The following is a 13,387-nucleotide window of genomic DNA, read 5'->3' as shown; positions in this document are numbered from 1 at the left end:
GTTCCGGTCCGAAGAGATCAGGCGAGGAAGAGGCGGTAGACCGGGTTTTTCGTTTCTTCCCAGCACGGATAGCCGAGCGTTTCGATGAAGCGCTCGAACGCCGCGTGGTCGCTTTCGGGCACCTGAATGCCGACCAGAATCGAACTGTAGTCCGCACCCTGGTTGCGATAGTGGAACAGGCTGATGTTCCAGTTCGGCGCCATCGACGACAGGAATTTCATCAGCGCGCCCGGACGCTCGGGAAACTCGAAGCGGAACAGACGTTCATCGCGCGCGAGCGGCGAGCGGCCGCCGACCATGTAGCGGATGTGCTGCTTCGACAGTTCGTCGAAGGTCAGATCGACGGTCGCGAAGCCGTGCGCTTCGAAGGCGCCGGCGATCTGCGCCGGTTCGCTGCGGTTGCGGATCTGCACGCCGACGAAGATATGCGCCGAGTTCGCGTCGGCGATCCGGTAGTTGAATTCGGTGACGCTGCGCGTGCCGACCAGCTCGCAGAAGCGCCTGAAGCTGCCGCGCTCTTCGGGGATCGTCACCGCGAAAACCGCTTCGCGGGCTTCGCCCACTTCGGCGCGTTCGGCGACGAAGCGCATGCGGTCGAAGTTCATGTTCGCGCCCGACGTGATCGCGATCAGCGTCTGGTTCTCGATGCCTTCCCGTTCGGCGTACTGCTTCGCGCCCGCCACCGCGAGCGAGCCCGCCGGTTCGAGCACGCTGCGCGTGTCCTGGAACACGTCCTTGATCGCGGCGCACAGCGCATCGGTGTTCACGAGCAGCACTTCGTCGAGATATTCGCTGCACAGGCGGAAGGTTTCCTCGCCGACGAGCTTCACCGCGGTGCCGTCGGAGAACAGGCCCACTTCGTTCAGCGTCACGCGCTCGCCCGCCTTCAGCGACGCGGCCATCGCGCACGAATCATCGGTCTGCACGCCGATCACCTTGATCTCCGGGCGCACCGATTTCACGTATGCGGCGACACCGGCCGCGAGACCGCCGCCGCCGATCGGCACGAAGATCGCGTGAATCGGCCCCTGGTGCTGGCTGAGGATTTCCATCGCCACCGTGCCCTGGCCGGCGATCACGTACGGATCATCGAACGGATGCACGAAGGTCAGGCCGCGCTCCTCCTGCAGCTTGACCGCGTGACCGTAGGCATCGCTATACGATTCGCCGAACTGCACGACCTCGACGGTCGGCCCGCCATGCGTGCGGATCGCGTCGACCTTGAGCTGCGGGGTCGTCACCGGCACGACGATGATCGCCTTCACGCCCATGCGTGCGGCCGACAACGCCACGCCCTGCGCATGATTGCCCGCCGACGCGGTGATCACGCCGCGACTGAGCGCTTCGGCCGGAATATGCGCCATCTTGTTGTACGCGCCGCGCAGCTTGAACGAGAACACCGGCTGGTTGTCCTCGCGCTTCAGATAAACCGGATTGCGCAGCCGTGCCGACAGGTTCGGCGCGCGTTCGAGCTCGGTCTCGCGCGCCACGTCGTAGACGCGCGCGGTCAGGGTCTTTTTCAGGTAGTCGTGGGAAGCCATGCGGGTCGCGCGGTGCGCTGTGTGAGACGGGAAAACGTCAATGATAGCGCCAACGGTGCCTGCTCTGGCCGTTCCGCGCGCGGCGGAGAAGGGTGGCACGCCACTGGCCGGGCCGTTTCGGCACCGTTGAGCGAATTTTGCCAAACCGTCCGCCCGGTCAATGGGGTCGCATGCGAAACGCCGCGGGATTCGCCGCCAAATCCCCCGAAGCGCCGTCACCGCCCAGGTTCCTGCCGTCAACGCGTGGCGGGATGATGCGGTAGAATTCCATTTTGGAATAAGGATCGGAAGATGCACTGGCAGCCTCGGATCGCCCATTTGATGCCCGTTCCGCGCGAATCCTGCCCCGCGGCGGAGCGGCATGTCCGCCACGCGCGATCGTGTAGCTGTCCCTGAGTGCCGCGAAGCGACCGCCGTGAGTTGGCCGCCGGTCGTGTTCGCTCCCCTGGAAGCCCTAGAAGATTTCAAGCATTGCGCCCCACGCGCATTGTCGGCCGACGCCTCGTGACGAGCGCGCCAGGCCGACCTACCGAGTCGTCCAAACATGAACGCACCTCAAGTTTTCGAACCGCACGGCGCCGCCGCTGCGGTGGCCGCCGATCCCGAAGCGCGTCTGCGCGAAATTCCCTACAACTACACGTCGTTCTCCGACCGCGAAATCGTCATCCGCCTGCTCGGCAACGAGGCTTGGGATGCGCTCGCCGAACTGCGCGCCGAACGCCGCACCGGACGCTCGGCGCGCATGCTGTACGAAGTGCTCGGCGATATCTGGGTCGTGCGCCGCAATCCGTATCTGCAGGATGACCTGCTCGACAACCCGAAGCGCCGCGCGCTGCTGATCGAAGCGCTCAATCACCGCCTCGCCGAAATCGAGAAGCGCCGCCGCGCCGATTTGCGCGAACACGGCGACGAAGCCGGCGTCGATCGCGCCGCGCGCGTCGAAAAGTTGGTGCAGGCCGCGCGCCGCGCTATCGACCAATTCGCCGGCGAATTCCAGCAGACCTACGACCTGCGCCGCCGCACCACCCGCGTGCTCGGCAAGGTCACGCAGAAGGACAACATCAAGTTCGACGGCCTGTCACGCGTCTCGCACGTGACCGACGCGACCGACTGGCGCGTCGAATACCCATTCGTCGTGCTGACGCCGGACTCGGAAGCCGAAATCGCCGGCATGATCAAGGCCTGCTTCGAACTCGGCCTGACCGTGATTCCGCGCGGCGGCGGCACCGGCTACACGGGTGGCGCGGTGCCGCTCACGCCGTTCTCGGCCGTCATCAACACCGAAAAGCTCGAACAGCTCGGCCCGGTCGAAATGACCCAGCTGCCGGGCGTCGATCGCAAGGTCGCGACGATCTTCTCGGGTGCGGGCGTCGTCACGCGCCGCGTGACCGAAGCGGCCGAGCAGGCCGGCTTCGTGTTCGCGGTCGACCCGACCTCGCTCGACGCGTCCTGCGTCGGCGGCAACGTCGCGATGAACGCGGGCGGCAAGAAGGCGGTGCTATGGGGCACGGCGCTCGATAACCTCGCGTGGTGGCGCATGGTCGACCCGGAAGGGAACTGGCTCGAAGTCACGCGTCTCGAGCACAACATGGGCAAGATCCACGACATCGAAGTCGCGCGTTTCGAGCTCAAGTGGTTCGACGGCAACTACGCGCCGGGCGAGAAGCTGCTGCGCACTGAGGCGCTCGATATCAAGGGCCGCGTGTTCCGCAAGGAAGGCCTCGGCAAGGACGTCACCGATAAATTCCTCGCCGGACTGCCGGGCGTGCAGAAGGAAGGCTGCGACGGCCTCATCACGTCCGCGCGCTGGGTGCTTCACAAGATGCCCGCGCATACGCGCACCGTCTGTCTCGAGTTCTTCGGCCAGGCGCGCGAGGCGATTCCGAGCATCGTCGAAATCAAGGACTACCTGTTCGAGACGTCGCGCCAGGGCGGCGCGATTCTCGCGGGCCTTGAGCATCTCGACGAGCGCTATCTTCGCGCGGTCGGCTATGCGACCAAGAGCAAGCGCAACGCGTTTCCGAAGATGGTGCTGATCGGCGACATCGTCGGCAACGATGCGGACGCGGTCGCGCAGGCCACCTCGGAAGTCGTGCGCATGGCCAACGGCAAGAGCGGCGAAGGTTTCGTCGCGGTCAGCGCCGAGGCCCGCAAGCGCTTCTGGCTCGACCGCAGCCGCACCGCCGCGATCGCGAAGCACACCAACGCGTTCAAGATCAACGAAGACGTCGTGATTCCGCTCGACCGCATGGGCGAGTACACGGACGGCATCGAGCGCATCAACATCGAGCTGTCGCTGAAGAACAAGCTGCAACTGGTCGACGCGCTCGAAGCGTTCTTCAAGGGCGGCAAGCTGCCGCTCGGCAAGAGCGACGACGCGAACGAAATCCCGAGCGCCGAGCTGCTCGAAGACCGCGTGCAGCAGGCGCTCGATCTGCTCGCGCGCGTGCGCACGCGCTGGGAATTCGTGCGCGACAAGCTCGACCTGTCGCTGCGCGAGGCGCAGCACTATCTGGTCGGCCTCGGCTATGAATCGCTCGCGGAGAAGTTTGCCGATCGCGTCGACGCGCAACCGGAAGCAACCGTATTCCACCTCGCCCAAGACCGCACGATCCGCGTGTCGTGGAAGCAGGAAATCCGTGCCGAATTGCGGCAGATTTTCAATGGCGGCGAGTTCAAGCCGATCCTCGACGAAGCCCAGGCGATCCACAAGCAGGTGCTGCGCGGCCGCGTGTTCGTCGCGCTGCACATGCACGCGGGCGACGGCAACGTGCACACCAACATCCCGGTCAACTCCGACAACTACGAGATGCTGCAGGACGCGCACACGGCGGTCGCGCGCATCATGAAGCTCGCGCGTTCGCTCGACGGCGTGATCTCCGGCGAGCACGGCATCGGCATCACGAAGCTCGAATTCCTGACCGACGACGAGATCGGCGAATTCCGCAAGTACAAGCAGCGCGTCGATCCGCATGGCCGCTTCAACGCCGGCAAGCTGCTCGAAGGCGCGGACCTGCGCAACGCGTACACGCCGAGCTTCGGGCTGATGGGCTACGAATCGCTGATCATGCAGCAGTCCGATATCGGCGCGATTTCCGAGTCGATCAAGGACTGCCTGCGCTGCGGCAAGTGCAAGCCGGTCTGCGCGACGCACGTGCCGCGCGCGAACCTGCTATACAGCCCGCGCAACAAGATTCTCGCCACCTCCCTGCTGGTCGAGGCATTCCTGTACGAAGAGCAGACGCGCCGCGGCGTGTCGATCAAGCACTGGGACGAGTTCAACGACGTCGCCGATCACTGCACCGTCTGCCACAAGTGCGTGACGCCGTGCCCGGTGAAGATCGACTTCGGCGACGTGTCGATGAACATGCGCAACCTGTTGCGCAAGATGGGCAAGAAGAAGTTCAACCCGGGCAACGCGGCGGGCATGTTCTTCCTGAACGCGACCAACCCGCAGACCATCAATCTCGCGCGCACCGCGATGATGGGCGTCGGCTACAAGGCGCAACGTCTCGGCAACGAGGTGCTGAAAAAGTTCACGAAGAAGCAGACCGCGCATCCGCCCGCCACGGTCGGCAAGCCGGTGATCACGCAGCAGGTGATCCACTTCATGAACAAGAAGATGCCGGGCAACCTGCCGAAGAAGACCGCGCGTGCGTTGCTCGATATCGAGGACAACAAGATCGTCCCGATCATCCGCAATCCGAAGACGACCACCGCCGACACCGAAGCGGTGTTCTACTTCCCGGGCTGCGGCTCCGAGCGGCTGTTCTCGCAGGTGGGTCTCGCGACCCAGGCAATGCTGTGGGAGGCGGGCGTGCAGACGGTGCTGCCGCCGGGCTACCTGTGCTGCGGCTATCCGCAGCGCGGCTCGGGCCAGTACGACAAGGCCGAGCAGATCGTCACCGACAACCGCGTGTTGTTCCACCGCGTCGCCAATACGCTGAACTACCTCGATATCAAGACGGTGGTGGTGTCGTGCGGTACGTGTTACGACCAGCTCGCCGGTTACGAATTCGAAAAGATCTTCCCGGGTTGCCGGATCATCGACATCCATGAGTACCTGCTGGAAAAAGGCATCAAGCTCGATGGCGTGAACGGCGTGCGCTACATGTACCACGACCCGTGCCATTCGCCGATCAAGACGATGGACCCGGTCAAGCTCGTCAACCAGCTGATGGGTTCGGAACAGGACGGCTACAAGATCGAGAAGAACGACCGCTGCTGCGGCGAATCGGGCACGCTCGCGGTCACGCGTCCCGACATCTCGACCCAGGTGCGCTTCCGCAAGGAAGAAGAAATCCGCAAGGGCGCGGCGAAGCTGCGCGGTATTCCGCTCGTTGCCGAAGCAGGCGCGAACGCGATCAATCCGGCCAATGCATCGGCCGGATCCGCCGGTGCGACCAACGGTTCCGTGCTGAAAGCCGGCGACGGTCCGCAGCCGGGTAACGGCAACGCGGGTTCGACCGACGTCAAGATCCTCACGAGCTGCCCGTCGTGCCTGCAAGGGCTGTCGCGCTACAACGAAGACGCGGGTACCGAGGCGGATTACATCGTGGTCGAGATGGCACGTCACGTGCTCGGCGAAAACTGGATGGCGGACTACGTACAGCGGGCGAACAATGGCGGAATCGAGCGCGTGCTGGTTTAATGGCACGACCGACGATATTTGCCGAGGACGACGATGGACTGCGTTTTTTGCCGTGAAGACGGCGGCGATGTGCTATGGCAGGACGACGCGTTGCGAGTCGTCCTCGCCGACGAACACGACTACCCGGGCTTTTGCCGGGTCATCTGGAACGCTCACGTAGCCGAGTTTTCGGATCTTTCCGCCGACGACCGCGATCACGTGATGAAGGCCGTCTACGCGGTCGAGCGTGCGCAGCGGCGCGTGATGCAGCCCGCGAAGGTCAATCTCGCGAGCCTCGGCAACCAGGTGCCGCACGTGCACTGGCACGTGATTCCGCGTTTCTCGAACGACGCGCATTTCCCCCTGCCGATCTGGGCGCCGCGCCAGCGCACGGTGTCCGAAGCGATGCTGTCGTCGCGTCGCGCGCACGCCACGTTGCTGCGCGAAGCCGTGCGGCAGGAAATCGAACAGGCGCTGGGCTGAGCATCGCTGAATCCACCGCCGCGCACCGCCGGGCTCCGGTGGGTGCGCGGGGCGGCCGAGCCGTCGTTATCACCCCGCCGTTATCTGATGAGGCCAACATGAGCGGATTGACTCCCGAGACGCCGGTGCCGACCGGCGTGGTCGTGCATTCCAAGTCGCGCGTGCTCGAACTGCAGTACGCGAACGGCGAAGCGTACCGGCTGCCGTTCGAACTGCTGCGCGTCTATTCGCCGTCGGCGGAAGTGCAGGGCCACGGGCCCGGCCAGGAAACGCTGCAGACGGGCAAGCGCGACGTGACGATCACGATGATCGAAGGCGTCGGCAATTACGCGCTGCAGCCGACTTTCTCCGATGGCCACTCCACCGGTATCTATTCGTGGGACCTGCTGTACGACATGGCCGTACGTCAGGATGAACTCTGGCGCGCGTATCTCGCCAAACTGGCAGCGGCCGGCATCGACCGCGACACGCCGATGGTGCCCGCCGCAGCTGCGCACGGGCACTGTCACTGATACGATTCGCCCCCGAACGCCGCTCGAGCGGCGCAACATTCAAGAACACGCGAAAGGACGAGCGCGATGAGCAAAACCCACTTCGGCTTTCAATCGGTCGACGAACAGGACAAGGCGCAGAAAGTGGCGGGGGTGTTCCACTCGGTGGCCGCCAACTACGACCTGATGAACGACCTGATGTCGGGCGGATTGCACCGGGCGTGGAAGGTGTTCACGATCGCCCAGGCGAACGTGCGGCCGGGCTACAAGGTGCTCGACATCGCGGGCGGCACGGGCGATCTGTCGAAGGCGTTCGCCAAACAGGCGGGCGAGACGGGCGAGGTCTGGCATACCGACATCAATGAATCGATGCTGCGCGTCGGCCGCGACCGGCTGCTCGACAAGGGCATCATTACGCCGACGCTGCTTTGCGATGCCGAGAAAATCCCGTTCCCGGATAACTATTTCGACGTCGTGACGGTCGCGTTCGGCTTGCGCAACATGACGCATAAAGACATCGCGCTCGCCGAGATGCGCCGTGTGCTGAAACCGGCCGGGCGGCTGCTCGTGCTCGAGTTCTCGAAGGTATGGGACCCGCTGAAGAAGGTCTACGATCTGTATTCGTTCAAGGTGTTGCCGTGGCTCGGCGAGCGCTTCGCCAAGGACGCGGAAAGCTACCAGTACCTGGCGGAATCGATCCGCATGCATCCTGACCAGGAAACTTTGAAAACTATGATGGAACAAGCCGGTCTCGACAACGTCAAATATTACAATTTGTCAGCTGGCGTGGTAGCGTTGCATGTGGGGACCAAATACTAGGGACCCTAACCCATCGATTTTTAAAGGAAAGTGCGAAATGTCCGATTTGAATTTGTTATCTGCTCGTAAGGTTAAGGGGTCGCTGGCGAGAAGAATCGGACTGATCGCGATGGTCGGTCTGCTGACGGCCGGCACCCTTGCCTCTCTCGACGCCGAAGCACGCCGCATGGGCGGAGGCCGTAGCTTCGGCCGTCAATCGAACAGTCTGCAGCAGCGCCAGACGACGCCGCCGTCCCAGCCCGCGCAGAACAATCAGGCCACGCAGCAGAGCGCGCAACCGGCGGCTCCTGCAACCAAGCCCACGCCGCCCGCCGCGCCGAACCGCAATCGCTGGCTGGGCCCGATCGCCGGTCTCGCGGCCGGTCTCGGCATCGCCGCGTTGCTGTCGCATTTCGGGCTCGGCGAGGCGTTCGCCGGCATGTTCGCCAACGTGATCGTGATTGCGTTGATCGCGATGGTCGTGATCTGGCTCATCCGCCGCTTCACCGGCCGCAAGCGCGATGCGGAGCAACCGGCTTACGCGGGCACGGCGCCGTCGCTGAACACCAAAGGCACCGACTATATTCAGGAGCCGCGTTACACCGCGCCGCCGACCGGCTCGTATCTCGAACCGCAGGGCAACCCGTTGACGACGCCATCGCTCGGCGCGACGCCGTCGGTGCCGGCCGGCTTCGATTCGGAAGCGTTTCTGCGTAACGCGAAGGTGTACTTCGTGCGCCTGCAGGCCGCATGGGACGTCGGCAATGTCGATGACATCCGCGAATTCACGACGCCGGAAATGTTCGCCGAAGTGCGCGTCGATCTCACCGCGCGCGGCACGCAGCCGAACCAGACCGACGTCGTGCAGTTGAACGCCGAGCTGCTCGGCGTCGAGGAGCGCGCGACCGAATACTTCGCGAGCGTGCGCTTCTCCGGTTTGATCCGCGAGGCGCCGGGCGCGGCAGCCGAGCCGTTCGTCGAAGTCTGGAATCTGACGAAGGCGAACCGCCCTGGCGAAGGATGGCTGCTTGCCGGCATCCAGCAGGTCGAGCAACACTGACATGCCGAAGCATCGATCGAAAAAAGCCGGCCACGGCACGGCGATTCCTCGCCTCGCGCATCGCTTAGGCCGTTCGGCATAGCAGGCCGCGAAGCGAACGGACGTTACAATGGGAGCCCGCGCAAGCACCTCGCTCGCGCGGGTTTTTTCTTGCCACCTTCGATGACCCTCGCCGCCAAGCCCTTCGCTGCTGCTGTCAATCATCTGCTCGCCCGCGAATCGTGGGCCCGCGAGCGCCTCGCCCCGTACGCGGGCAAGACCGCACGCCTGTCATCTCCACCGGTTGTGCTTGCACTGCTCGTGCAGCCCGACGGCTATCTCGGCACGCTCGACGAAGCCGATGCGCATCAGTTCGACGTGACCGTCTCGGTGCCGTCCGACGCACTGCCGGCCTTCCTGCAAGGTGGCCAGGCCGCAGTGATGAAGCACGTGAAGATCGAGGGCGACGCCGAGTTCGCGACCGTGATCGCGAAGCTCGCCGAGCATCTGCGCTGGGAGCCGGAGGAAGATCTCTCGAAGCTGATCGGTGATGGGCCCGCGTGGCGCATCACGTCGCTCGTGCGTTCGGTCGGCGAGCATGTGCAACGCACCGGCCGCAACCTGCTCGACACGGCAGCCGAGTATCTGCTCGACGAGAATCCGCAGCTGGTGCGCCGTACCGCGCTCGCGGACTTCAACGTCGAGCTGGCGCGCGCGCGTGATTCGCTCGCGCGCGTCGAAAAGCGCATCGAGCGTCTCGAACAGAAGGTCGAAGCCCGCGGCGCGCAAGCGTCGGGCGGCGCCGCCACGTCGCGCGGCACGCGCTAGTCAACGGGCCCAGCCATGCGTTTTCTGCGTTTTCTCAAGATATTTTTCACGGTCATCCGCTTCGGCCTCGACGAAATGATGTTGAGCCGCATCAACGATCGGCGCGTGCGTTTGCTGCTGCGAATCACGACCCTCGGCCGCAAGTTCGATGCGCCTCCGGGCGTTCGTCTGCGGCTCGCACTCGAAAGTCTCGGGCCGATCTTCGTCAAGTTCGGCCAGGTGTTGTCGACCCGTCGCGATCTGCTGCCGGTCGATATCGCCAACGAACTCGCGAAGCTGCAGGACCAGGTGCCGCCGTTCGATTCGGCGGTCGCGATCGCACTCGTCGAGAAGTCGCTCGGCGCGCCGGTCGACGTGTTGTTCGACGATTTCGAGCGGGTCCCGGTCGCGAGCGCGTCGATCGCGCAGGTCCACTTCGCGACGGTGAAGGCCGGCCAGCACGCAGGCAAGGCGGTCGCGGTGAAGGTGCTGCGCCCCAACATGCTGCCGGTGATCGATTCCGACCTCGCGCTGTTGCGCGACATCGCCGTGTGGGCCGAGCGTCTGTGGGCCGACGGCAAACGACTGAAGCCGCGCGAAGTGGTCGCCGAATTCGACAAGTATCTGCACGACGAACTCGACCTGATGCGCGAGGCTGCCAACGGTAGCCAGTTGCGGCGCAACTTCCAGGGGCTCGACCTGCTGCTCGTGCCCGAGATGTACTGGGAATTCTGCACGCCCACGGTGCTCGTGATGGAGCGGATGGTCGGTGTGCCGATCAGCCAGGTCGACACATTGCGCGCGGCGGGCGTCGATATCCCGAAGCTCGCGCGCGAGGGCGTCGAGATTTTCTTCACGCAGGTGTTCCGCGACGGCTTTTTCCACGCCGACATGCACCCCGGCAACATCCAGGTGAGCCTCGATCCCGCGCACTTCGGCCGCTATATCGCGCTCGACTTCGGCATCATCGGCGCGCTGTCGGACTTCGATAAAAACTACCTCGCGCAAAACTTCCTCGCCTTCTTCAAGCGCGACTACCATCGCGTCGCGACGCTGCATCTGGAGTCGGGCTGGGTGCCGCCGACCACGCGTGTCGAGGAGCTCGAAAGCGCGATCCGCGCGGTCTGTGAACCGTACTTCGATCGCGCACTGAAGGACATTTCGCTCGGCCAGGTGCTGATGCGCCTGTTCTCGACGTCGCGGCGCTTTAACGTCGAGATCCAGCCGCAGCTCGTATTGCTGCAAAAGACGATGCTGAACGTGGAAGGACTCGGCCGTTCGCTCGACCCCGAACTGGATCTCTGGAAGACCGCGAAGCCTTACCTCGAGCGCTGGATGAACGAGCAGATCGGCTTGCGCGGCTGGTACGAGCGTTTGAAGATCGAGGCGCCGCAGTGGAGCAAGACGCTGCCGCAGTTGCCGCGTCTCGTCCACAACATGCTGGCCGAGCGCCATCATCCAGTGGGCGGCGCGAACGACGACGTGATCCGCCAGATCCTGCTCGAGCAGAAGCGCACCAACCGTCTGCTGCAAGGCCTGCTGCTGTTCGGCGTGGCGGTCGGCGTCGGCGCGATGCTGGCGCGGGCGTTCCTGGCGCTCGCATACGGCGGTTGAGTGCGGCTGACGGCCCATTGGCCGCGCTGTGTTTCAGCGGCGGTGTCAGCCGCGGCTTGCTGTGACGACAGGGGCAAACCTCAACGAGGCATCCGATGAGCGATCCGACCCAACCCCCCATGCCCGATTTCGCGAACCGCGATCCCAACTCACCCGAGTTCTGGGACGAACGTTTCGAGCGCCGTTTCACGCCGTGGGACCAGGCGGGCGTGCCGTCCGCGTTTCGCGCGTTCGCTGACCGGCACCGCGACGCCGCAGTGCTGATTCCAGGCTGCGGCAGTGCCCACGAAGCGGCATGGCTCGCGCGTCGGGGCAACCTGGTGCGCGCGATCGACTTCTCCGCCGCCGCCGTCGCGGCGGCGCGCGAGCAACTCGGCGCGCAGCACGCATCGCTGGTCGAGCAGGCAGACTTTTTCACCTATGCGCCGCCGTTCACGCCCGCGTGGATCTACGAGCGCGCGTTCTTCTGCGCGCTGCCGCCGACGCGCCGCGCTGACTATGCGCAACGCATGGTCGAACTGCTGCCGTCCGGCGGGTTGCTCGCGGGGTACTTTTTTATCGGCGCGACGCCGAAGGGGCCGCCGTTCGGCATCGAACGCGATGAGCTCGACGCGCTGTTCACGCCACACTTCGAGCTTATCGAAGACGAAGCGGTCGACGACTCGATCGCCGTTTTTGCCGGACACGAGCGCTGGCTCACCTGGCGGCGTCGCGGCTAGCGCCACGCGCCGCTCTTGACAGATCCGCGGGACGCCCCCATCTGGCGCGGTGGCGGGCGCGTCACGCGTCCGCTTCCCGAAATCCGGGGAACGGACATCGTTTGCGGCTATAATTCAAGGCTTTGCAAGCGTTTACAAGATTTCAGTAGGGATTTGGAGTAGGAAAGGATCATGCCGATCTACGCTTATCGTTGCGGGTCATGCGGCTTTGGGAAGGACGTGCTCCAGAAGATGAGCGACCCCCAGTTGACGCAGTGCCCCGAGTGCGGAAAAGACACCTTTAGCAAGCAACTCACCGCCGCCGGCTTCCAGTTGAAAGGCTCCGGCTGGTACGTGACCGATTTCCGCGGCGGCAGCGGCGGCGCGAGCACGCCGGCCACGTCGGAAGGGAAGTCCGAGCCGTCCGCGGCCGCTGCCCCGGCTGAACAGGCTGCCCCGGCCGCGCCCGCGGCCCCCGCCGCAGCGCCCGCCGCCGCGAGCGCGAGCGGTTCCGGCAGCGCCTAGTGGGACCGCCGCCCCGCGCGGGCGGCGTATCTACCGCGCATGGGCTTCGGCCCGCGCAGCTTTCTGGCGGTACACATGACGACGAAGAAATTCACGCTCAAATCGGTGTTTCTGACCGGCCTGCTGGTGCTGGTGCCTCTGGCTATCACACTGTGGGTGCTCGGTCTGATCATCGGCACGATGGACCAGACGCTGTTGCTGCTGCCTACCTCGTGGCAGCCGGAACGCGCGATCGGCTATCGCTTGCCGGGCCTCGGCGCGGTGCTCACGCTCGCGTTCATCTTCGTCGTCGGGCTGTTGACGCAGAACTTCATTGGGCAGAAGCTCGTGAAGTGGTGGGAACTGCTGGTTGCGCACATTCCGGTGGTCGGCCCGCTCTACACCAGCGTCAAGCAGGTGTCCGACACACTGCTGTCGAGCAGCGGCAATGCATTCCGCAAGGCGCTGCTGATCGAGTACCCGCGCCGCGGTTCCTATACGATCGCGTTTCTGACCGGCATCCCGGGCGGCGACGTGGCCAACCATCTGAAGGAAGATTACGTCAGCGTGTACGTGCCGACCACGCCGAACCCGACGTCCGGCTTCTTCCTGATGGTGCCGAAAAGCGAAGTGATCGAGCTCGACATGACGGTCGACGCTGCGCTCAAGTACATCGTCTCGATGGGCGTCGTGGCGCCGTCCGCGCCACCGCCGGCGCCGGTGCGCCGCACCACCGTCGAGCCTCCGCTGTAATGCCGGCGCGCAACGCTTCATGCAGGATC

11 protein-coding genes are annotated in these 13,387 nt (G+C 64.7%); 10 read left to right on the top strand and 1 reads right to left on the bottom strand.

Annotated features, from left to right (window positions below; genetic code table 11):
- Positions 1-17: 17 nt before the first annotated feature.
- The gene (ilvA, locus tag G5S42_RS27225) at positions 18-1,583 is read right to left on the bottom strand and encodes a threonine ammonia-lyase, biosynthetic (protein ID WP_312883643.1); all 1,566 of its coding nucleotides are present in this window, start codon (positions 1,581-1,583) and stop codon (positions 18-20) included.
- Between the two features lie 502 nt (positions 1,584-2,085).
- Between ilvA and G5S42_RS27220 the strand changes: the two genes are divergently transcribed.
- From G5S42_RS27220 to G5S42_RS27175, 10 genes are all read left to right on the top strand, one after another.
- Positions 2,086-6,192 carry a DUF3683 domain-containing protein gene (locus tag G5S42_RS27220; protein WP_176109578.1) on the top strand — a complete coding sequence of 1,369 codons (4,107 nt, stop codon included), beginning with the start codon at positions 2,086-2,088 and terminating at the stop codon, positions 6,190-6,192.
- A 33-nt stretch (positions 6,193-6,225) separates the two neighbouring features.
- Entirely contained in the window at positions 6,226-6,654 is a 429-nt protein-coding gene (locus G5S42_RS27215; RefSeq protein WP_176109577.1) for an HIT family protein, read from the top strand.
- Positions 6,655-6,752: 98 nt separating this feature from the next.
- Positions 6,753-7,166, top strand: a complete 414-nt coding sequence (locus G5S42_RS27210; protein WP_013088372.1) for a gamma-butyrobetaine hydroxylase family protein — start codon at positions 6,753-6,755, stop codon at positions 7,164-7,166.
- A gap of 66 nt (positions 7,167-7,232) precedes the next feature.
- A complete protein-coding gene (gene ubiE, locus G5S42_RS27205) occupies positions 7,233-7,964 on the top strand; it encodes a bifunctional demethylmenaquinone methyltransferase/2-methoxy-6-polyprenyl-1,4-benzoquinol methylase UbiE (RefSeq protein ID WP_176109576.1) in 732 nt (243 codons plus the stop codon).
- A 37-nt stretch (positions 7,965-8,001) separates the two neighbouring features.
- Entirely contained in the window at positions 8,002-9,003 is a 1,002-nt protein-coding gene (locus G5S42_RS27200) for a Tim44 domain-containing protein (protein WP_176109575.1), read from the top strand.
- Between the two features lie 162 nt (positions 9,004-9,165).
- On the top strand, positions 9,166-9,810 hold the full coding sequence (locus G5S42_RS27195; protein ID WP_176109574.1) for a ubiquinone biosynthesis accessory factor UbiJ: 645 nt from the start codon (positions 9,166-9,168) through the stop codon (positions 9,808-9,810).
- A gap of 15 nt (positions 9,811-9,825) precedes the next feature.
- On the top strand, positions 9,826-11,403 hold the full coding sequence (gene ubiB, locus G5S42_RS27190) for a ubiquinone biosynthesis regulatory protein kinase UbiB (RefSeq protein ID WP_176109573.1): 1,578 nt from the start codon (positions 9,826-9,828) through the stop codon (positions 11,401-11,403).
- Between the two features lie 95 nt (positions 11,404-11,498).
- On the top strand, positions 11,499-12,122 hold the full coding sequence (locus G5S42_RS27185; RefSeq protein WP_176109572.1) for a methyltransferase domain-containing protein: 624 nt from the start codon (positions 11,499-11,501) through the stop codon (positions 12,120-12,122).
- A gap of 171 nt (positions 12,123-12,293) precedes the next feature.
- On the top strand, positions 12,294-12,626 hold the full coding sequence (locus G5S42_RS27180; RefSeq protein ID WP_176109571.1) for an FmdB family zinc ribbon protein: 333 nt from the start codon (positions 12,294-12,296) through the stop codon (positions 12,624-12,626).
- 75 nt (positions 12,627-12,701) lie between these two features.
- Positions 12,702-13,358: a DUF502 domain-containing protein gene (locus G5S42_RS27175; RefSeq protein ID WP_026228003.1), complete on the top strand. Its 657-nt coding sequence runs from the start codon at positions 12,702-12,704 to the stop codon at positions 13,356-13,358.
- Positions 13,359-13,387: the final 29 nt, after the last annotated feature.

The sequence above is a fragment of the Paraburkholderia youngii genome (assembly GCF_013366925.1).
Lineage (GTDB): Bacteria > Pseudomonadota > Gammaproteobacteria > Burkholderiales > Burkholderiaceae > Paraburkholderia > Paraburkholderia youngii.
Note: the sequence above shows the minus strand (reverse complement) of the source record. Positions and strands in the feature narration are given on the sequence as shown.

What these genes read in the sequence shown, in the direction of transcription:
- G5S42_RS27220 (WP_176109578.1), top strand. Translation starts at nt 2,086, where the DNA reads ATGAACGCACCTCAAGTTTTCGAACCGCACGGCGCCGCCGCTGCGGTG.
- G5S42_RS27215 (WP_176109577.1), top strand. Translation starts at nt 6,226, where the DNA reads ATGGACTGCGTTTTTTGCCGTGAAGACGGCGGCGATGTGCTATGGCAG.
- G5S42_RS27210 (WP_013088372.1), top strand. Translation starts at nt 6,753, where the DNA reads ATGAGCGGATTGACTCCCGAGACGCCGGTGCCGACCGGCGTGGTCGTG.
- ubiE (WP_176109576.1), top strand. Translation starts at nt 7,233, where the DNA reads ATGAGCAAAACCCACTTCGGCTTTCAATCGGTCGACGAACAGGACAAG.
- G5S42_RS27200 (WP_176109575.1), top strand. Translation starts at nt 8,002, where the DNA reads ATGTCCGATTTGAATTTGTTATCTGCTCGTAAGGTTAAGGGGTCGCTG.
- G5S42_RS27195 (WP_176109574.1), top strand. Translation starts at nt 9,166, where the DNA reads ATGACCCTCGCCGCCAAGCCCTTCGCTGCTGCTGTCAATCATCTGCTC.
- ubiB (WP_176109573.1), top strand. Translation starts at nt 9,826, where the DNA reads ATGCGTTTTCTGCGTTTTCTCAAGATATTTTTCACGGTCATCCGCTTC.
- G5S42_RS27185 (WP_176109572.1), top strand. Translation starts at nt 11,499, where the DNA reads ATGAGCGATCCGACCCAACCCCCCATGCCCGATTTCGCGAACCGCGAT.
- G5S42_RS27180 (WP_176109571.1), top strand. Translation starts at nt 12,294, where the DNA reads ATGCCGATCTACGCTTATCGTTGCGGGTCATGCGGCTTTGGGAAGGAC.
- G5S42_RS27175 (WP_026228003.1), top strand. Translation starts at nt 12,702, where the DNA reads ATGACGACGAAGAAATTCACGCTCAAATCGGTGTTTCTGACCGGCCTG.